The organism is Pseudorhodobacter antarcticus (assembly GCF_900110135.1).
GTDB lineage: Bacteria > Pseudomonadota > Alphaproteobacteria > Rhodobacterales > Rhodobacteraceae > Pseudorhodobacter > Pseudorhodobacter antarcticus.
Window position 1 is genome coordinate 64,884 of the sequence record NZ_FOCO01000009.1, and the last position, 20,329, is coordinate 85,212.

Genomic DNA, 20,329 nt, shown 5'->3' on the forward strand with positions numbered 1-20,329 from the left:
AAGGATGCTGCAGGTTTGGTTAAAAATTGGTTAACCACGCAGGGCTTTACGCCAATATATCCTGCGCCGTCAGCGAAAACGCTTTTCCAAAGCCTGCGTTGAGCAAACCGTTGAGGGGACGTAAGCGCACAAAGGCGAAATCTGCGAAATCGACATAGAGTTTGGCTTTTGGATGGGTGGCCAACCACAGGCCGCGCAGGGCGGCGCGTTCGTCTGTGCTGGCAAATTCGGCATTTGCGCGCAGCATCACGCGCGGGTGGGTTAGCGGATCGCCTTTTGGCCCCGGTTCGCCCAGCATCAGCGCGCAAGTGGGGTGTGCGCGCAGGCCCGCCACATGCGGCGCCAAACTGGACACCAGAGTTAGCGGCACGCCCGCCCCATCCCGCCCCAAAGCGATGCGGCTGATGCCGGGCCAACCATCTGCCGAGGTGTATGACAGCGCGCAGTGACCCAGTTGTAGAAAATCCTGAACCATCGCAAGGGCTTCGGTTGTTGCGGAGGGTGTGGGATCAATACGTTTTTCCATGACTATGGGCCTTTGCGTGCGGTGGTTGCTTGACACTATCATGCGCGCGGTTTCTTGTGGCGGGCAACGGATATAAAGGCCGCACATGCGCCAAACCAATCGCCCTACCCCGCCCGAATTTGTTCCCAAACTGGTAACAGTGCTGCGCGAAGGTTATGGGTTGGCGCAGTTGCGTGCCGACGCGCTTGCAGGTCTGACCGTGGCGATCGTGGCGTTGCCTTTGTCGATGGCGATTGCGATTGCCAGCGGGGTAGGGCCGGAGCGGGGGCTGTACACAGCGATTGTTGGTGGGTTTTTGGTGTCGATGCTGGGGGGATCGCGGTTTCAGATCGGGGGGCCTGCGGGGGCGTTCATCGTTTTGGTTGCGGCCTGCGTTGCGGCCACGGGGGTGTCGGGGTTGCTGCTGGCCACGTTCCTGTCGGGGCTGATGTTGATTGCGGTGGGGGCGCTGCGGCTGGGCAGTTACATCCGGTTTATACCCTATCCGGTGACGGTTGGGTTTACCGCCGGCATTGCTGTGATCATCTTTGCCAGCCAGTTGCGTGATTTGTTGGGTCTGTCCCTGACCGCCGAGCCGGGTGAGATTGTAGAGAAAATCCCGGCCCTGTGGGCGGCGCGGGGCAGTATCAGCGGGGCGGCCTGTGCGGTGGCCGCATTGACCATCGTGGTGATTTTGGGGGTGAAACGCTGGCGCCCGCACTGGCCGGGGATGTTGCTGGCGGTTGTGGTGGCGTCGGGTGTGGTGTTCGCGCTGGGCCTGCCTGTTGATACGATTGGCACCCGTTTTGGGGCGTTGCCGTCGCATTTGCCTGCGCCTGCCTTGCCCGATTTGTCGGTGGCGGCCGTGATGCAGGCCTTGCCGTGGGCTGCCAGTTTTGCCCTGCTGGGGGCGATTGAATCGCTGTTGTCTGCGGTGGTTGCGGATGGGATGACGGGGCGCAGGCACCGGTCCAACGCGGAGCTGGTGGCGCAAGGGGTGGCCAATATGGGGTCCGCGCTGTTTGGTGGGTTTTGTGTCACGGGCACCATTGCGCGCACCGCCACCAATGTGCGCGCCGGGGCTGTGGGGCCAATATCGGGGATGCTGCACGCGTTGTTTGTGTTGGGGTTTATGCTGCTGGCCGCCCCTTTGGCCGCGTATATTCCGCTGGCGACCTTGGCCGGGGTGTTGGCGATTGTCGCGTGGAATATGGCCGAGAAGGAGGAGGCTTGGGCCTTGATCCGCGCCAGTCGGGCGGATGCGATGGTGGTGCTGGTCACATTTGCGCTGGTTGTGTTTCGCGATTTGACCACGGGCATTGTGGTTGGCTGTGCGCTGGGTGGGGCGGTGTTTATTCGCCGCATGTCGGATGCCGCCAGCCTGCACCAGCCTGAGGACCCCTTGGAGGAGCGACCGGGCCTTGATGCCGCTGCCAGTGATTTGGTAGTGTGCCATCTGCGGGGACCGTTTTTCTTTGGCGCGGCGGCACGGCTAGGTTTCGTTTTGGATCAAATCGCCGATACGCCGCGCGGCTTTGCGGTGGATTTTACGGACGTGCCGTTCATCGACAGCTCGGGCGCGCGGTCGTTTGAATTGTTGGCCCGCAAGACCGCGCGCAAGGGCGGCAGGTTATTTTTCACCGCAACCAATGCCGATGTGCGCGCCATGCTGCATAGCCATGGGTTGCGCGCGCCATATGTCACCTATTTGCCCGATTTGGCGGCGGTACGCGCTGTTTTGGCGCAGGCAGAATCACCCGAATCATCTGCGCGGCACTGAGCGTTGGCGACCTTTCGCTGATGCGGCGCGGATATGACGAAACACTGCGCCCTTTCCCCTTGTTGCTTGCCGAATGTGCAGCCCTGCCCAATCCTTCACCAGTTTGTGAACGGTTAGTTGATTGAAAAACAATGCCAAAAATTTGACACAATTCACTAAGTTTACAAAATATGGCCGCAGCGGGTAAATAAATTTACAGAAAAACCATTGTATTAAAAAGAGTTACGCAAAAATTGACTATTGCGCTATAGTACCGAAATGGGGAGGGGTTGGTCGCGCAGCAAGCCGCGCAGGCCCCATGGCAAAGCAGCCCCCCACCGTTTGAGGAGAAACAGTCATGTCGCACCCCACGCAGGCCGCTTTGGTTTACCCCGCATCAGATGATTTCGTCGCAGGTGCCCATGTCAACGCCGCGCAATATGCGTCGATGTATGCGGCGTCTGCCGCCGATCCTGTTGCCTTTTGGGCCGAACAGGGCAAGCGCATCGACTGGATCAAGCCTTATACCAAGGTCAAAGATACCAACTTCACGCTTGGTGAAGTGTCGATCAAATGGTTTGAGGATGGCAATCTGAACGTTTCGGCCAATTGCGTGGATCGCCACATGACCACCCGCGCCAACCAGACCGCGATTATCTGGGAGCCGGACCACCCTGATACACCCGCCCAGCACATCACCTATGCGCAACTGCTTGAAAACACGTGCCGCATGGCCAATGTGCTGAAGGCCCACGGTGTTGCCAAAGGCGACCGCGTGGTGATCTATCTGCCGATGATCCCCGAGGCGGCCTATGCGATGCTGGCCTGCGCGCGGGTTGGGGCGATCCATTCCATCGTGTTCGCGGGCTTTTCCCCCGATGCATTGGGCAACCGGATTAACGATTCTGAGGCGAAGGTGGTGATCACCGCTGATTTTGCGCCCCGTGGTGGCCGCAAAACTGGGTTGAAGGCCAACACGGACGCGGCGCTGTTGCATTGCGATGATCGGGTGAAATGCTTGGTTGTAAAGCACACAGGCGATCAGACCACTTGGGTTGAGGGTCGCGATGTGGACGTAAAGGCCGAAATGGCTGCCGCAGCGCCCTATTGTTCGTATGTTGAGATGAACGCTGAGGACCCGCTGTTTATCCTTTATACCTCTGGCTCCACCGGTAAGCCCAAGGGGGTTGTCCACACTTCGGGCGGGTATTTGGTTTATGCCGCCATGACACATCAGATGACGTTCGATTATCATGATGGCGATGTGTTTTGGTGTACCGCCGATGTGGGTTGGGTCACGGGGCACAGCTATATCATCTATGGCCCGCTGGCGAATGGTGCGACCACGATCATGTTTGAAGGGGTGCCGACGTTCCCCGACGCAGGCCGGTTTTGGGAAGTGTGCGCCAAGCACAAAGTGAACCAGTTTTACACCGCGCCCACCGCCATTCGTGCGCTGATGGCGCAGGGGCATGAATGGGTCGCAAAACATGACCTTTCCAGCCTGAAACTGCTGGGGTCGGTGGGCGAGCCAATTAACCCAGAGGCGTGGAATTGGTACAACACCCATGTCGGTAAGGGCAAATGCCCGATTGTTGATACATTCTGGCAAACCGAAACCGGCGGTCACATCGTGACGCCGTTGCCGGGGGCCATTCCGCAAAAGCCGGGGTCTGCGACATTGCCCTTTTTTGGGGTAAAGCCAGTTGTTTTAGATGCCGCCACCGCTGCGTTGCAAACTGAAACCGTGGCCGAGGGGGTGATGTGCATTTCCGACAGCTGGCCGGGCCAAATGCGCACCCTGTGGGGCGATCATGCCCGGTTTGAAGAGGCGTACTTCAGCCAATATCCCGGTTATTATTTCACAGGCGATGGCTGTCGCCGTGATGCCGATGGGTATTACTGGATCACGGGGCGCGTGGATGACGTGATCAACGTATCCGGGCACCGTATGGGCACTGCCGAGGTTGAATCTGCGCTGGTTGCCCATGCGATGGTGGCCGAGGCGGCGGTTGTGGGTTATCCGCATGAAATCAAGGGCCAAGGCATCTATGCCTATGTGACCTTGATGAATGATGTCGAACCCACCGATGATTTGCGCAAGGATTTGGTGAAATGGGTGCGCCAAGAAATTGGCCCGATTGCCAGCCCTGATTTGATCCAATGGGCGCCCGGCTTGCCGAAAACCCGTTCGGGCAAAATCATGCGCCGCATTTTGCGCAAGATCGCCGAGAATGATTTTGCGACCCTTGGGGATACGTCGACCCTTGCCGATCCGTCGGTGGTGGATGATTTGATCAACAATCGCATGAACCGGGTGTGACATGTCGGATGTGACAACAATCCCCGCTGTTCTAATCCTGTTGGGCCCGCCCGGGGCCGGCAAAGGCACCCAAGCGCGCATGCTCGAGGAGGCGTTTGGCCTTGTGCAGCTGTCTACGGGCGATCTTTTGCGCGCGGCGGTGGCGGCGGGTACAGATGCGGGTATGGCGGCAAAGGCCGTGATGGCGGCGGGGGCGTTGGTGCCAGATGACGTCGTGCTGGCGATCTTGAAGGACCGTATGCGCGACGCAGACACCAAGCGCGGCGTGATTTTGGACGGCTTTCCGCGCACAGCGGGGCAGGCCGAGGCGCTGGACGGGTTGCTGGCCTGCACCGACCAGCAGGTGAATTCGGTCATCTCGATGGATGTCGAAGATGGTCCAATGATTGCCCGCGTGGCCGGGCGGTACACCTGTGCCGGTTGCGGCGAAGGGTATCATGATATGTTCAAGCAACCGGCAAAAGCCGGGGTTTGCGACAAGTGCGGCGGGGCGGATTTCAAGCGCCGCCCCGACGACAATGCTGAAACGGCAGGGGCGCGTTTGACTGCGTACCATGCCCAGACAGCGCCGCTGATCGCCTATTACGAGGGCCGGGGTGTTTTGGAACGGGTTGATGCGATGGCAGATATCGCCGCAGTCCGTGACGCTTTGCAGGCCCGCGTAAAACGGGTGATGGGCGACTAAGGGGAAGGGGCTGCCCGGTCATTCTGGCGGGGCGGTTGAGAGAACAAAAACAGGGAGTTACACAAATGGCGGACAAATCATCGTCCAACGCCTATTGGAGCGCAAACATCCGTATCATCATGACCTGCATGGTGATTTGGTTCGTTGCATCCTTTGGCTTCGGCATTCTGCTTCGGCCCATGCTGTCAGGCATTTCGGTCGGCGGCACGGATCTTGGGTTCTGGTTCGCGCAGCAGGGGTCCATTCTGGTCTTTCTCGCGCTGATCTTCTTCTATGCTTGGAGAATGAACAAACTCGACGCCGAACATGGCGTAGAAGAATAAGGGACGGGGAAACATGGATCAATTTACACTTAACATGATCTTTGTAGGCGGCTCTTTTGCCCTCTACATCGGGATCGCCATTTGGGCGCGTGCAGGCAGCACCGCCGAATTTTATGCAGCAGGCCAGGGCGTTCACCCCATTCTAAACGGTATGGCCACCGCAGCGGACTGGATGTCTGCAGCGTCCTTTATTTCGATGGCGGGCTTGATCGCCACCGTTGGTTATGGCAACTCGACCTTCCTGATGGGTTGGACGGGCGGCTATGTTTTGCTGGCGCTGTTGCTGGCCCCCTATCTGCGTAAGTTTGGTAAATTCACGGTGCCACAGTTTATTGGCGACCGTTTTTACAGTCAAAAAGCCCGCATGGTGGCCGTTGTTTCGTTGATCATCATCTCGGTGACGTACGTTATCGGGCAGATGACTGGCGCAGGCGTTGCGTTTTCGCGCTTTTTGGAAGTGTCGAGCGACACGGGCCTTTATATCGCGTCGACCATCGTGTTCATCTATGCCGTTCTTGGCGGCATGAAGGGCATCACCTATACGCAGGTGGCACAGTATTGCGTTTTGATTATCGCCTACACCATTCCGGCGATCTTCATCTCGTTGCAGTTGACGGGTAACCCGATCCCAGGCTTGGGTCTGTTTTCAACGCACATTGAATCCGGTTTGCCATTGCTGACCAAGCTGGACCAAGTTGTGACCGAATTGGGCTTTGCCCAGTACACCACGCTGAACTCCTCGATGTTCAACATGTTCTTGTTCACCTTGTCCTTGATGATCGGTACTGCGGGTTTGCCGCACGTCATCATCCGCTTTTTCACCGTGCCAAAGGTTTCTGATGCACGTTGGTCTGCGGGTTGGGCATTGGTGTTCATCGCTTTGCTGTACCTTTCGGCCCCGGCCGTTGGTGCTATGGCGCGTTTGAACGTGATCTCCACCATCTATCCACAGGGCACCCAAGCTGATGCGGTTCTGTACGAAGAACGTCCAGACTGGATGCGCAACTGGGAAGTGACGGGCCTGTTGAAGTTTGAGGACTTGAACGGCGACGGTCGGATCCAGTTCTACAACGACAAGAATGAAGGCTTTGCTGCCACCGCAACCGAGCGCGGCTGGACAGGCAACGAATTCACCTACAACAACGACATCTTGGTGTTGGCAAACCCCGAAATTGCACAGCTTCCAGGCTGGGTGATTGCGCTGATCGCGGCGGGTGGTCTGGCGGCTGCTTTGTCGACCGCAGCGGGCTTGTTGTTGGCCATTTCGTCGGCCATCAGCCACGACTTGATCAAATCCTACCTGAACCCCGGCATTTCGGAAAAGGGTGAATTGTTGGCTGCCCGGATTTCGATGGCAGGGGCGATTGTGGTGGCGACATGGTTGGGGCTTAACCCCCCCGGCTTTGCGGCGCAGACTGTTGCTTTGGCCTTTGGTCTGGCAGCGGCGACGATCTTCCCATCCTTGATGATGGGGATCTTCTCCAAGCGGATCAACGCTTGGGGTGCGACCTTGGGTATGCTGGCCGGTCTGGTTGTGACCTGCGCGTATCTGTTCACCTACTTGGGCATGTTCTTTATCCCCGGCACGAACCTGTTGGAGCCAGTGGCAGCGAACTATCTGTTCGGTATTCCACCAGCATCCTTTGGCCCAATTGGCGCGCTGATCAACTTTGGTGTCGCGTATATTGTGTCGATGATGACAGCACCGCCGCCAAAAGACGTGCAGGACTTGGTTGAATCCATCCGCGTGCCGAAAGGTGCAGGGGCGGCTTCCAGCCACTAAGCAATACGGCGCCCCCCGGTTTGACCGGGGGGCGTTTCCCATTTAGCCAAGGACGCTGGACCAAGATATGACGCAACCCGCGATCATCAGCTTTCTGGAAACCGTCCACCCCTATGACACGCTGTCTCGGGATGATCTGGTGCGCGTGGGCGGTCTGTTTGACCGCCGCGAATATGCCGCCGGAGATGAGATTTACCACACAGGCCAACCGCTTGCAGGTATCTATCTGGTCAAGCGCGGCTCGGTCGAGGTGTTGGAGCCGTCGGGCGGGCTGGTATCGTTGCTGGGTCCGCGCAATTCGTTCGGCGAACGCGGGATTATGCGGGACGGGTTGGCTGTGACCACCGCCCGCGCGACGGAAAGCACCGTGGCGCTGATGCTGCCCACGCTGGAATTTAAACGCCTGATCGCTAATTCACCCGCATTTGCCCGGTTTTTCAGCCGGGGCAGGGGACATGAGGCGCGCGGCGCCGATTTGACCACGCAAAAGGTCGCCGATCTGATGGCGCGCAAGCCTGTCACCCTTGGCCCCGATGCCACCATCCGCGCTGCGGCTATTAAAATGCGAGATAGCCATGTGTCCAGCCTTGGGATTGTCGCCGGTGAGGTGTTTTTGGGCATTGTCACCATCCGCGATATGTCGAACAAAGTTTTGGCGCTGGGGTTGGACCCTGCCAGCCCGGTGTCGGGCATCATGAGCCGTGACCCCGTAACCCTTACGCCGGACGATCTTGGGTCCGATATTTTGCACATCATGCTGGAACGTCGCATTGGCCATTTACCAGTGGTTGAAGGGACGCGGTTGGTTGGCATGGTCACGCAAACCGATTTGACCCGATTTGCTGCCGTATCGTCGGCCAGTTTGGTGCGGGATGCGGCGGTTGCCGAAACCATGGCGGATATGGCCGCTGTGACCAAACGTATCCCTGCGCTGCTGGCGCAACTGGTTGGGTCGAACAACACGCATGAAGTGGTGACGCGGCTGATCACCGATATTGCCGATACCGTCACGCGCCGCCTGTTGGCACTGGCCGAGGCGCAGTTTGGCCCGCCGCCGGTGCCGTATCTGTGGCTGGCCTGCGGCAGCCAAGGGCGGCAGGAACAAACCGGGGTGTCGGATCAGGACAATTGCCTGATGCTGGACGACGCGGTGACGCCTGCCGATATGCCCTATTTCGCAGCCCTCGCGAAATTTGTTAGCGATGGGTTGGACGGGGTTGGATATTTCTATTGCCCCGGCGATATGATGGCCACCAATCCGATGTGGTGCCAGCCCGTGCACGTGTGGCGCGAGTATTTTCGCAAATGGGTCGCCACGCCGGACCCAAAGGCGCAAATGCTGGCATCGGTGATGTTTGATCTGCGCCCCATTGGTGGCGCGGCCAGCCTGTTTCGCGATCTGCAAACGGAAATGCTGGACATGGCGTCGAAGAATTCGATCTTTGTTGCGCATATGATCGGCAACAGCTTGACCCACTCGCCACCGCTTGGCTTGTTGCGCGGTTTTGCCACCATCCGGTCTGGTGAGTTTAAGAACCACATTGATTTGAAACATTCAGGCGTGGTGCCCATCACAGACCTTGGCCGCGTCTATGCGCTGATTGGCAAGTTGGCAGCTGTCAATACCCGCGCAAGGTTGCTTGCGGCGGAGGATGCGGGCGTCATCTCCACCTCGGGCGCGCGGGATTTGGTGGAGGCGTATGATGTGATTGCCCAGATCCGGCTGGAAAGTCAGGCGCGTTTGATCCGGTCTGGGCGCAAGCCCGATAACTTCATGGCACCGTCTGATCTGTCAGACTTTGAACGCTCGCACCTGCGCGATGCGTTTGTTGTGGTGCGCACAATGCAATCTGCCATTGGTCAAGCCCGTGGTGCCCGTTCGTGAAAGAAACGCCTTTATGCTGATGGATTATATCGCCACCTTTGCCGCAGGCCTTGGCCTTGTGGGCTTTGTCGTGATCGTACGGCACCTGTCCAAGGGGCGCTTACCAAAATGGACCATCCCGGCGTCGATCGGTCTGGGGATGCTGCTGTTTTCGATTTGGAATGAATATACTTGGTACAGCCGCACCACTGCGGCGCTGCCTGAACAGGTGATCATCCTCACCTCACCCGCCGACAAGGTGGGGTATCGCCCTTGGACCTATCTGTTTCCGGTTGCGACCCGTTTTGCCGCGTTTGATGGCACAGGCATGGTGAAAAGCCCGGAGAATGACAATTTCCGCATGGGTGAAGTGCTGTTTGTTCGCCGTTGGAGTGCGACACAGCGTGTGCCTGTTGCGTTTGATTGCGCAGGCGGGCGGCGTGCAGACCTGATTGAAGGCGCGGAACTGTCACCCGATGGCACCTTGACCAAAGGCATTTGGGACGATGTCGGGGTGGAGGATGAATTGCAACGCGCGGCCTGCGCAGGGGGGTAGCACCATGCCGATGGACGGGGCTAAACAGTACAGCGTTTTGGTGGTGGAGGATGAAGATAACATTGCCCTTGCGCTGGATTATCTGATGACCCGCGAAGGTTATGCGCATGACCGCGTGGCCAATGGTGGGGCGGCGCTGGCGCGTATCCGGGATATGCGGCCCGATCTGGTTTTGCTGGACGTGATGCTGCCCGAAATGTCGGGTTATGAAATTTGTCAGGCGATGCGGCTAGACCCAGATCTGGCGGGCATCAAGATTTTGATGATGACCGCGCGCGGATCGGCGATCGAACGCAAAAAGGGGCTGGCGCTGGGCGCGGATGGGTTCATTTCCAAACCGTTTGAGTTGGGTGAATTGCGGGCAGAGGTGCGGCGGCTGCTGGAAAGCTGACCGCGCGGGGACAAGGGGGGGCAGATGACACAAAGACCTTTTGCGCTGTCCCGGCTTGGCCTGCGGATGCGGGTGTTTTTGTTCTTTGCTGCATTGGCGTTGGGGGCGCTGGGGTTGCTGGCGCTGGGTCTGATGGTGGGGTTTCGCAGGCTGGGTGCGCCCGATGGCCTGAACGCCTTTGTGCAGGCAGGGGTGATTGGTGGCTTTGGCACGGTGGGGTTGGTGGCGGCGGTTTGGTATTTGTTCGATGTGAACGTCGCCAAACCGATTGATGTTTTGGCGGGGGCGTTGCGCGTGCGGGCCCATGCCGATGTTGGCACGGCGTTGGACGCAGATATGGCGCAATATCTGGGGGATTTGGCCCCGGCGGCGCAGGCAACCACCTTGACTCTGTCGGACACTCGCAATGCGTTGGCCGAGGCGGTGGCGCGCGAAACCACCCGATTGTCAGCGGAAAACACTCGGTTGGCGGCGTTGTTATCGGACGTGCCTGTGGGGGTGGTTCTATGTTCGGGCGACCATCAATTGGTGTTTTACAATGGGGTGGCGGCGGGTTTGATCGGCGCGGGGCTGGACCGCCGCCTGTTTGATTATCTGCGCGAGGGGCCGATTTTGCACGCTTATCGTCGTTTGATTGACACGGCCGATGCGGATGCTGCGTCGGACCTGTTATGTGCCACCCGCAATGGCGCGGATATTTTGGCCGCCCGCATGCGCCTTTTGCCTGCCAACGACGGTCCGCCCGGATATGTGCTGACCTTGCGCGATGTCACTGCCGATTTTGCCACCCATGCCGCGCGAGAGGCCTTGTTGGCGGAGGTGCTGGACCGTGTGCGCCGCCCCGCTGCTAATTTGCGCGCGTTGTTGGCCGTTATTCCCGAAGGAACGCCCACCCCACCCGCTATGGATGCCGCGCTGCGCGCTGAGGCTGACAGCCTGAGCCGCGCGGTAACGGACGTGGCGCAGCGGGCCGAGGAGGGGCGCGGCGAGGTGTTTGCGCGCACCCCTTTGCGCATGACCGATCTGGCCGACAGTTTGCGCGCCCGGATGGAGGCGATGGGCCTGACCTTGACCGCTGCCGATGCGCCATTGTTGCTGCGCTGCGATGGGTTTGAGGTGGTGATGCTGTTGGCCCGTGTTGCGCAAGGGATTGCGGGGCAAGATGTGGCGGAGCAAGAGGGTGCGGGGCAAGGGTTGGTGGGGCAGCACCTCATTACCGCCTTTGATTTCACCGTAACTGAGGACAGCGGCACCGCCCTGTTGCGCCTGTGTTGGCAGGGGGAGGCGCTGCGGATTGGGCCGTTGGAGGCGTGGTTGAACGGCGCGCTGGATGCCGATGTGCCGGGGGTTACGGGCCGCCATGTGCTGACAGGACATGCGACCGAAATTTGGCCTGAAACCCTGGCAGGTGGCACCCAAGCCCTGTGTTTGCCTTTGCGGATTGCGCGCCGCACCGGGCCACGCCCCAAACCGATCAGCCGGGCTGTGGTCTATGATTTTGAGCTTTTGGGTCGGGCGCGCAACGCCGCCGTGGTGGATACGGCGCTGACCGATCTGACCTATGTGGTGTTTGACACGGAAACCACCGGACTGCGCCCCGACCAAGGCGATGAGATTGTGCAAATCGCTGCCGTGCGCATTGTGAATGGCAAGCGCGTGGCGGCCGAAGTGTTTGACATGCTGGTTGATCCGGGCCGCGCGATTCCGGTCGCCTCTACGGCCGTGCATGGGATTACGGATGCGATGGTGCGGGGTGCGCCCGACATTGCCAGCGCAGGCCGCGCCTTTCACAAATTTGCGGAAGGGGCGGTTTTGATTGCGCATAACGCGCCGTTCGATATGGCGTTCTTGCGCCGCCATGAAAGCGCGATTGGGCAGCAGTTTGACCATCCCATTTTGGACACTGTGCTTTTGTCTGCAGTGGTTTTTGGTCAGCATGAAACCCACAGCCTTGATGCGCTGACGCATCGTTTGGCGATTACGATACCCGAGGAGGCGCGGCACACAGCCATTGGCGACAGCGTGGCGACCGCCGATGCGTTCTTGAAACTGCTGCCGATGCTGCAGGGCCGGGGGCTGCGCAGTTTTGGCGCGGTGCTGACCGAAATGCGCCGGCATGGCCGTTTGTTGAAAGATTTGAACTGACGCGGACCGGTTTTGCATTTCAGGCCAAGGGGGCCAAATTCTGCGGGCTTGAAACTTGGCCCGCAAGCGCGTAGTTGGCCGAGTAATCAAGTGAAACGTCAGGATGCGATCATGGCAAAAACCAACCCTCTCCAGTTTATCCAGCAGGTGCGCAGCGAAGTTTCCAAGGTCGTCTGGCCAAACCGCCGCGAGGTCGTATTGACCACGATTATGGTGTTTATCATGGCGGCCCTGACAGCCACGTTCTTTTCCTTGGTTGATCTGGGCATCCGCACCGCGTTGAGCCAGGTGATCAACGCCCTCGGCTAAACCTTTCGGTTTGGTCAAAACCTGCCGGAGCGTGGCGTACCCCCTTGAAATCACGGGGCTGGCGCTGTATCCGGTTCCCTAATCAGGACGAAAAAACGCGCGGCGATTCGGTGCCGCGCGTTGTTTTTTGTTCTGGTCGTGGCGGTTGAACGGCACGAAAATACAGGAATTTCCGTGGCTTAGGTCTTGGATCAGATAGGTGAAGCAGGCATGGCGAAGCGTTGGTATTCGGTGAGCGTTCTCTCAAATTTTGAGAAGAAGATCGCTGAGCAGATCAGAACAGCCGTGATTGAAGCCAATCTGGGCGAAGAAATTGAAGAAGTGTTGGTTCCGACAGAAGAAGTGCTGGAAGTGCGGCGCGGCAAGAAGGTGACGTCTGAACGTCGCTTTATGCCGGGTTACGTTCTGGTGCGGATGGAAATGTCGAACAAAGGCTATCACTTGATCACGTCGATCAACCGCGTCACCGGCTTTTTGGGCCCACAAGGCAAGCCGATGCCGATGCGGGATGAGGAAGTGAACGCGATTTTGAACCGTGTGGAAGAAGGCGAAGCCGCCCCACGCAACCTGATCCGCTTTGAAATTGGCGAGCAGGTGAGCGTGTCTGATGGGCCGTTTGAAGGCTTTTCGGGCATGGTTGAAGAAGTTGACGAAGATCACAGCCGCTTGAAAGTGACTGTCTCGATCTTTGGCCGGGCGACCCCGGTCGAATTGGAATTTACGCAGGTCACCAAAACGGCCTGACGTATTGCCGTGGGAGGCGCGCTTTTGCAGTTTATCTGCACGGGCAGGCCGAACCACTAAACCATGCGACCCAAGGTGGGGCGCGGTGATTAAAGGAGAGGCCACATGGCCAAGAAGATTATCGGGCAGCTGAAGCTGCAAGTAAAAGCGGGGCAAGCCAACCCTTCCCCACCCGTCGGCCCAGCATTGGGTCAGCGCGGCTTGAACATCATGGCATTCGTCAAGGAGTTCAACGCAAAGACTGCTGATCTGGAGCCGGGCACGCCGACACCTGTGATCATTACCTATTACCAAGACAAGTCTTTCAGCTTGGAAACCAAAGTCGCCCCGGCGTCTTACCTGTTGAAAAAGGCCGCTGGCCTGCCGCCCGTTGGCAAGCGCAACCGCGCCAAGGGGTCTGTGAAGCCGGGCCGTGAAACGGTCGGGACAATCACACTGGCACAATTGCGCCAGATCGCAGAGACGAAGATGAAAGATTTGAACGCCATCGACGTTGAGGGCGCTATGCAGATCATTCTCGGCTCGGCCAAGTCCTGCGGCATCGAGATTAAAGGGTAAATCATGGCAAAGTTTGGAAAACGGACGCGCGCGGCGCGGGAAGCCTTTGCTGGCAAAGATATGGTTTCTTTGGAAGATGCCGTTGCATTGGTGAAAGCCAACGCAAAAGCAAAATTTGACGAAACGCTGGAAATTGCGATGAACTTGGGTGTTGACCCGCGTCACGCAGACCAGATGGTGCGTGGCGTCGTGACCTTGCCGAATGGCACGGGCAAAACGGTGCGTGTGGCTGTGTTTGCACGCGGCCCAAAGGCCGATGAAGCAACCGCTGCTGGTGCTGACATCGTTGGCGCTGAGGACCTGATGGAAGCTATTCAAGCGGGCAAGATCGACTTTGATCGCTGTATCGCGACACCGGACATGATGCCGTTGGTCGGTCGTTTGGGCAAAATCTTGGGCCCACGCAACTTGATGCCAAACCCTAAGGTTGGTACCGTGACGATGGATGTGGCTGGCGCTGTTGGCAATGCCAAGGGCGGTGAAGTGCAGTTCAAGGTCGAAAAAGCTGGCGTTATCCATGCTGGTGTTGGCAAAGCATCGTTTGATGCGGCCCAATTGGCCGAAAACATCCGCGCCTTTGTAGATGCTGTGACGCGTGCGCGCCCTGCTGGCGCAAAAGGCACCTATGTGAAGAAAGTGTCGCTTTCTTCCTCGATGGGGCCGGGCGTTGCTGTTGATCTGGCATCGACCGCTGCGAAGTAATACGGGCGGGGCGGTGGATTTACACCCACCCTACGCTTAATGGGTAGGGTGGGTGTAAATCCACCGCCCGCAAAGAATTCCTGACCTTTCGAGGAAGGGATGGCGGGGCCGCCAAAACGGCCCTGTCCTGTCCGAGACGGTGGGGGGGCATCTGCCCTTAATCTTCCTGCCTGAGATGGGGAACGAGACAATTTTCTGAGGGTGTTTTCCTCGGGTGATCTGGCCTCGGGACCCGTAAAGGACCCGAATGTTCCTTTTTCGAAAGGGACTAATATGAGCCGGGGGGAAACCCCCAAACTTGGAGTGAAACTGTGGATAGAGCACAAAAAGAGAAAGTGGTCGAGGAACTCGGCCAAATCTTCGAGCGCTCTGGCGTCGTCGTGGTAGCCCACTACGCCGGGATCACGGTTGCACAGATGCAGGACCTGCGCGCAAAAATGCGTGTTGTCGGTGGTTCTGTACGCGTTGCCAAGAACAAGCTCGCCAAGATCGCCCTTGATGGAAAGCCAGCTGCAAAGATGGCCGACCTTCTGACGGGTATGACCGTGATGGCCTATTCCGATGACCCTGTCGCAGCTGCGAAGGTCGCGGAAGAGTACGCCAAGAAGAACGACAAGTTCGTTATTCTTGGTGGTGCTATGGGTGACACGTTGTTGGACGCCGCTGGTGTGAAAGCCGTTGCCGCAATGCCGTCGCGTGAGGAGCTTATCGCTTCGATCGTGGGCTGTATCGCTGCACCTGCCGCAAACATCGCCGGTGCCATTGGCGCGCCTGCATCTAACATCGCCGGTATCTTGTCCACGATTGAGGACAAGGCTGCCGCCTGAGCAATCCCATGATCCGGCGTGGTTGTTATGACCTTCGTTGGAACCCAACTTAAAATTGAACGGAACAGAAAATGGCCGATCTGAAAAAACTCGCTGAAGAAATCGTAGGTTTGACCCTTCTTCAGGCACAAGAACTGAAAACCATCCTGAAGGATGAATATGGCATCGAGCCCGCTGCTGGCGGCGCTGTGATGATGGCAGGCCCTGCAGCAGCTGCTGAAGCTGTTGAAGAGCAGACTGAATTTGACGTTGTTCTGACCGATGCTGGCGCGAACAAAATCAACGTCATCAAAGAAGTGCGCGCGATCACCGGTCTTGGCTTGAAAGAAGCCAAGGACCTGGTTGAAGCAGGCGGCAAGGTAAAAGAAGGCGTTTCCAAAGCTGACGGCGAAGGCTTCAAAAAGAAGCTGGAAGAAGCTGGCGCCAAGGCAGAGCTGAAGTAATTTAGCCTTAGTGCCGTAAGGCACCGCTTGAAAATAGGGCTGGGTGCGATCAATTCGCGCCCAGCCAAATGCGTGTTAAAGCGTGTCTTGGCAGGGATTTGCCCTAAAACCCCTTCCAAGGAGCGTTTGTGGTTCGGGAGCTTTTCGGTGGGACGAAAAGCATGAATGGAACCACATAACCCCTATCGCCGTGCGGCGCATGACAGTGGCCCGACTGTTACGCGCCGGCGAAACGATGAAAGGTACTATGAGCATGGCTCAGAGCTACGTAGGTCAAAAGCGTATCCGCCGTTATTTCGGCAAAATTCGTGAAGTCTTGGAGATGCCGAACCTTATTGAGGTTCAGAAATCCTCCTATGACTTGTTCCTGAAGTCGGGCGAAGGCCCGAAGCCAACCGATGGGGATGGTATTCAGGGCGTGTTTCAATCGGTTTTTCCGATCAAGGATTTCAATGAGACGGCAGTTTTGGAGTTCGTGAAATACGAACTTGAAAAGCCGAAATATGACGTGGACGAATGTCAGTCCCGCGATATGACTTATGCGGCACCGCTTAAGGTGACGCTGCGGTTGATCGTGTTTGATGTCGATGAAGATACAGGCGCGCGGTCGGTTAAGGACATCAAAGAACAAGACGTATTCATGGGCGATATGCCTTTGATGACGCATAACGGCACGTTTGTTGTGAACGGCACGGAACGCGTGATCGTGTCTCAGATGCACCGTTCGCCCGGCGTGTTTTTCGACCATGACAAAGGCAAAACCCACTCCTCGGGCAAGCTGTTGTTTGCTTGCCGGATTATCCCCTATCGCGGGTCGTGGTTGGATTTTGAATTTGACGCAAAGGACATTGTGTTCGCACGCATTGACCGCCGTCGCAAACTGCCGGTCACCACGCTGTTGTATGCGCTTGGCATGGGCCAAGAGCAGATCATGGACGCGTATTACAACACCGTCAGCTATACTTATCTGAAGAACAAGGGCTGGGTCACCAAGTTCTTCCCCGAGCGCGTGCGCGGCACCCGTCCGACCTTTGACATCGTAGATGCCGACACTGGCGAAGTGTTGTGCAAAGCGGGCGAGAAGATGACACCGCGGATGGTCAAGCAGATCATTGACGATGGTAAGGTCAAGGAGCTGTTGCTGCCTTACGACCAGATCGTTGGCAAATATGTGGCCAAGGATATCATCAACGAAGAAACCGGCGAGATTTGGGTCGAGGCCGGCGACGAGTTGACGATGGAATATGACCGTGATGGTGAAGTCAAAGGCGGCACCCTGAAAGTGTTGCTCGACCAAGGCATCACCGACATTCCGGTGCTGGACATCGACAACGTCAACGTCGGTCCCTACATCCGCAACACCATGGCGGCGGACAAGAACATGGGCCGCGATACAGCACTTATGGACATCTACCGCGTTATGCGTCCGGGTGAGCCTCCAACGGTTGAAGCGGCGTCGAACCTGTTCGACACGCTGTTCTTTGACAGCGAACGTTATGACCTGTCGGCCGTTGGCCGCGTGAAAATGAACATGCGTTTGGATCTGGGTCGCCCCGATACTCAGCGCACATTGGACCGTGCCGATATTGTGGCCTGTATCAAAGCCTTGACCGAATTGCGCGATGGCAAGGGCGAGATTGACGACATCGACCACCTTGGCAACCGCCGTGTTCGTTCGGTTGGCGAATTGATGGAAAACCAGTACCGCGTTGGTTTGCTGCGCATGGAACGGGCGATCAAGGAACGCATGTCCAGCGTTGAGATTGACACGATCATGCCGCAAGACCTGATCAACGCCAAACCAGCCGCGGCTGCGGTGCGTGAATTCTTCGGCTCCTCGCAGCTGTCGCAGTTTATGGACCAAACCAACCCATTGTCCGAGGTGACGCACAAGCGCCGCCTTTCGGCGCTGGGGCCAGGCGGTTTGACACGCGAACGTGCGGGCTTTGAAGTGCGGGACGTTCACCCGACCCATTATGGCCGGATGTGCCCAATTGAAACGCCAGAAGGTCAGAACATCGGCTTGATCAACTCTCTCGCGACCTTTGCGCGGGTGAACAAGTACGGCTTTATCGAAACACCGTACCGCAAGGTGATCGACGGCAAAGTGACCGACGAAGTGGTTTATATGTCCGCGACCGAGGAAATGCGCCACACCGTTGCGCAGGCCAACGCGGTTCTGGATGAAGAAGGCCGCTTTGTGAATGATCTCGTTTCCACACGGAAATCGGGTGAATTCATGCTGAACCCATCGGAGGCTGTCGATCTGATCGACGTTAGTCCAAAACAGTTGGTTTCTGTTGCGGCATCTTTGATTCCGTTCCTTGAAAACGACGACGCCAACCGCGCCCTTATGGGCTCGAACATGATGCGTCAGGCTGTGCCTTTGGTCAAATCCGATGCGCCGTATGTGGGCACCGGGATTGAAGGCATCGTGGCGCGTGACAGTGGTGCTGCGATTATGGCACGGCGTGCGGGCATCATCGACCAGGTCGATGCGCAGCGTATCGTCGTGCGCGCAACCGAGATGATGGAACCGGGTGAACCCGGCGTCGACATCTACCGTTTGCGCAAATTCAAGCGGTCCAACCAGTCGTCTTGCATCAACCAACGTCCGTTGGTGAAAGTTGGCGACACGGTTGTGCGTGGCGAAGTGGTGGCCGATGGTCCTTGCACCGACATGGGCGAATTGGCCGTTGGCCGGAACGTCATCGTCGCGTTTATGCCTTGGAATGGTTACAACTACGAAGACTCGATCCTGATTTCGGAGCGTATTCTGAAAGACGACGTGTTCACCTCGATCCATATCGACGAATACGAAGTTGCGGCACGCGACACGAAACTGGGGCCAGAGGAAATCACGCGTGACATCCCGAACGTGGGCGAAGAAGCCCTGCGCAATCTGGATGAAGCCGGAATTGTCTATATCGGCGCCGAAGTGCAGTCGGGCGACATTCTGGTTGGTAAAATCACGCCAAAGGGCGAAAGCCCGATGACGCCAGAAGAAAAGCTGCTGCGCGCGATCTTTGGGGAAAAAGCATCGGATGTGCGCGACACATCGCTGCGTCTGCCCCCCGGCGCGTTCGGTACGATTGTTGAAGTGCGTGTGTTCAACCGTCACGGTGTGGACAAAGACGAACGTGCGCTGCAGATCGAGCGTGAAGAAGTGGAGCGTTTGGCACGCGACCGGGATGACGAATTGGTCATCTTGGAGCGTAACATCTATGCCCGTCTGAAAACCCTGATCACGGGCAAAACCGCGGTAAAGGGACCGAAAGGCATCCGTTCCGGTTCGACCATTGATGAGGAATTGTTGGGCACGCTGTCGCGTGGCCAGTGGTGGCAGTTGGCATTGGGCGAAGAAGCCGAGGCCAAAGACGTGGAAGCGTTGCACGACCAGTTTGAGGCGCAAAAGCGTGCTTTGGATCACCGTTTCGACGACAAGGTCGAAAAAGTACGCCGCGGCGACGATTTGCCCCCCGGCGTGATGAAGATGGTCAAAGTGTTCGTGGCGGTGAAGCGTAAGCTGCAACCGGGGGACAAAATGGCTGGTCGTCACGGCAACAAGGGCGTTGTGTCGAAAGTGGTCCCACAAGAGGACATGCCGTTCCTTTCGGATGGGACGACCGTGGACATTTGTTTGAACCCACTGGGCGTGCCATCGCGCATGAACGTTGGTCAGATTCTGGAAACCCACATGGGTTGGGCCGCGCGCGGCTTTGGGATGAAGATTGACGAGGCTTTGGCCGCATACCGCCGTTCTGGCGATATGACCCCGGTCAAGGACGCGGTGCGTCTGGCGTATGGCGATGAGACGTATGAGGCGGCGTTTGCCCATCAGGACGAGGAAACTTTCCTTGAACTGGCAGGTAACGTGACCGGCGGTGTACCGATTGCAACGCCCGTCTTTGACGGTGCCAAAGAGGCGGACATCAATGATGCGTTGAAACGGGCAGGGTTCGCAGAATCCGGTCAGTCCATCGTGTTTGATGGCCGTTCGGGTGAACAGTTTGCCCGTCCGGTTACCGTTGGCGTCAAGTACTTGCTGAAGCTGCACCACCTTGTGGATGACAAGCTGCACGCACGTTCAACTGGTCCGTATTCGCTTGTGACCCAGCAGCCGCTGGGTGGTAAGGCGCAATTCGGTGGCCAGCGTCTTGGGGAGATGGAGGTCTGGGCGCTTGAAGCCTACGGTGCCGCTTATACCTTGCAAGAGATGTTGACCGTGAAGTCGGATGACGTGGCAGGCCGCACGAAAATGTACGAGAGCATCGTGAAGGGTGAAGATAACTTTGAGGCCGGCGTGCCTGAAAGCTTCAACGTTCTGGTGAAGGAAGTGCGCGGCCTCGGCCTGAATATGGAACTCCTGGACTCGGAAGAAGAATAAGCGGGCGGCCCCGGTTTGCAAAAGC

General features: G+C 57.7%; 17 protein-coding genes. 16 read left to right on the forward strand and 1 reads right to left on the reverse strand.

What is annotated here, in order from left to right; all coding sequences use genetic code 11:
• Positions 1 to 46: 46 nt before the first annotated feature.
• A complete protein-coding gene (locus BMY36_RS06455) occupies positions 47 to 526 on the reverse strand; it encodes a HugZ family pyridoxamine 5'-phosphate oxidase (protein ID WP_050521146.1) in 480 nt (159 codons plus the stop codon).
• Positions 527 to 611: 85 nt separating this feature from the next.
• Here BMY36_RS06455 and BMY36_RS06460 point away from each other — a divergent pair, with 85 nt between their 5' ends.
• From BMY36_RS06460 to rpoB, 16 genes are all read left to right on the forward strand, one after another.
• A complete protein-coding gene (locus BMY36_RS06460; protein ID WP_050521147.1) occupies positions 612 to 2,285 on the forward strand; it encodes a SulP family inorganic anion transporter in 1,674 nt (557 codons plus the stop codon).
• A gap of 337 nt (positions 2,286 to 2,622) precedes the next feature.
• Positions 2,623 to 4,587: an acetate--CoA ligase gene (acs, locus tag BMY36_RS06465; protein WP_050521148.1), complete on the forward strand. Its 1,965-nt coding sequence runs from the start codon at positions 2,623 to 2,625 to the stop codon at positions 4,585 to 4,587.
• Position 4,588: 1 nt separating this feature from the next.
• Entirely contained in the window at positions 4,589 to 5,272 is a 684-nt protein-coding gene (locus BMY36_RS06470) for an adenylate kinase (protein WP_050521149.1), read from the forward strand.
• Between the two features lie 65 nt (positions 5,273 to 5,337).
• The gene (locus BMY36_RS06475) at positions 5,338 to 5,595 is read left to right on the forward strand and encodes a DUF4212 domain-containing protein (RefSeq protein WP_050521150.1); all 258 of its coding nucleotides are present in this window, start codon (positions 5,338 to 5,340) and stop codon (positions 5,593 to 5,595) included.
• A 13-nt stretch (positions 5,596 to 5,608) separates the two neighbouring features.
• On the forward strand, positions 5,609 to 7,378 hold the full coding sequence (locus BMY36_RS06480; RefSeq protein ID WP_050521151.1) for a sodium:solute symporter family protein: 1,770 nt from the start codon (positions 5,609 to 5,611) through the stop codon (positions 7,376 to 7,378).
• Positions 7,379 to 7,445: 67 nt separating this feature from the next.
• Entirely contained in the window at positions 7,446 to 9,263 is a 1,818-nt protein-coding gene (locus BMY36_RS06485) for a DUF294 nucleotidyltransferase-like domain-containing protein (protein WP_050521152.1), read from the forward strand.
• Between the two features lie 13 nt (positions 9,264 to 9,276).
• A complete protein-coding gene (locus BMY36_RS06490) occupies positions 9,277 to 9,798 on the forward strand; it encodes a hypothetical protein (RefSeq protein WP_050521153.1) in 522 nt (173 codons plus the stop codon).
• Between the two features lie 10 nt (positions 9,799 to 9,808).
• Entirely contained in the window at positions 9,809 to 10,189 is a 381-nt protein-coding gene (locus BMY36_RS06495) for a response regulator transcription factor (protein WP_050521222.1), read from the forward strand.
• 24 nt (positions 10,190 to 10,213) lie between these two features.
• The gene (locus BMY36_RS06500) at positions 10,214 to 12,334 is read left to right on the forward strand and encodes a 3'-5' exonuclease (protein ID WP_050521154.1); all 2,121 of its coding nucleotides are present in this window, start codon (positions 10,214 to 10,216) and stop codon (positions 12,332 to 12,334) included.
• A gap of 111 nt (positions 12,335 to 12,445) precedes the next feature.
• On the forward strand, positions 12,446 to 12,643 hold the full coding sequence (secE, locus tag BMY36_RS06505) for a preprotein translocase subunit SecE (RefSeq protein WP_050521223.1): 198 nt from the start codon (positions 12,446 to 12,448) through the stop codon (positions 12,641 to 12,643).
• 210 nt (positions 12,644 to 12,853) lie between these two features.
• On the forward strand, positions 12,854 to 13,387 hold the full coding sequence (nusG, locus tag BMY36_RS06510) for a transcription termination/antitermination protein NusG (RefSeq protein ID WP_050521155.1): 534 nt from the start codon (positions 12,854 to 12,856) through the stop codon (positions 13,385 to 13,387).
• Between the two features lie 105 nt (positions 13,388 to 13,492).
• Positions 13,493 to 13,945, forward strand: coding sequence for a 50S ribosomal protein L11 (gene rplK, locus BMY36_RS06515; RefSeq protein ID WP_050521156.1), 453 nt, complete (start codon positions 13,493 to 13,495; stop codon positions 13,943 to 13,945).
• A gap of 3 nt (positions 13,946 to 13,948) precedes the next feature.
• Complete coding sequence (gene rplA / locus BMY36_RS06520) at positions 13,949 to 14,647, forward strand: 50S ribosomal protein L1 (RefSeq protein WP_050521157.1); 699 nt, start codon at positions 13,949 to 13,951, stop codon at positions 14,645 to 14,647.
• Between the two features lie 311 nt (positions 14,648 to 14,958).
• Positions 14,959 to 15,474 carry a 50S ribosomal protein L10 gene (gene rplJ, locus BMY36_RS06525; protein ID WP_050521158.1) on the forward strand — a complete coding sequence of 172 codons (516 nt, stop codon included), beginning with the start codon at positions 14,959 to 14,961 and terminating at the stop codon, positions 15,472 to 15,474.
• Positions 15,475 to 15,545: 71 nt separating this feature from the next.
• Positions 15,546 to 15,917, forward strand: a complete 372-nt coding sequence (gene rplL, locus BMY36_RS06530; RefSeq protein WP_050521159.1) for a 50S ribosomal protein L7/L12 — start codon at positions 15,546 to 15,548, stop codon at positions 15,915 to 15,917.
• A 253-nt stretch (positions 15,918 to 16,170) separates the two neighbouring features.
• Positions 16,171 to 20,304, forward strand: coding sequence for a DNA-directed RNA polymerase subunit beta (rpoB, locus tag BMY36_RS06535; RefSeq protein WP_050521160.1), 4,134 nt, complete (start codon positions 16,171 to 16,173; stop codon positions 20,302 to 20,304).
• Positions 20,305 to 20,329 lie beyond the last annotated feature (25 nt).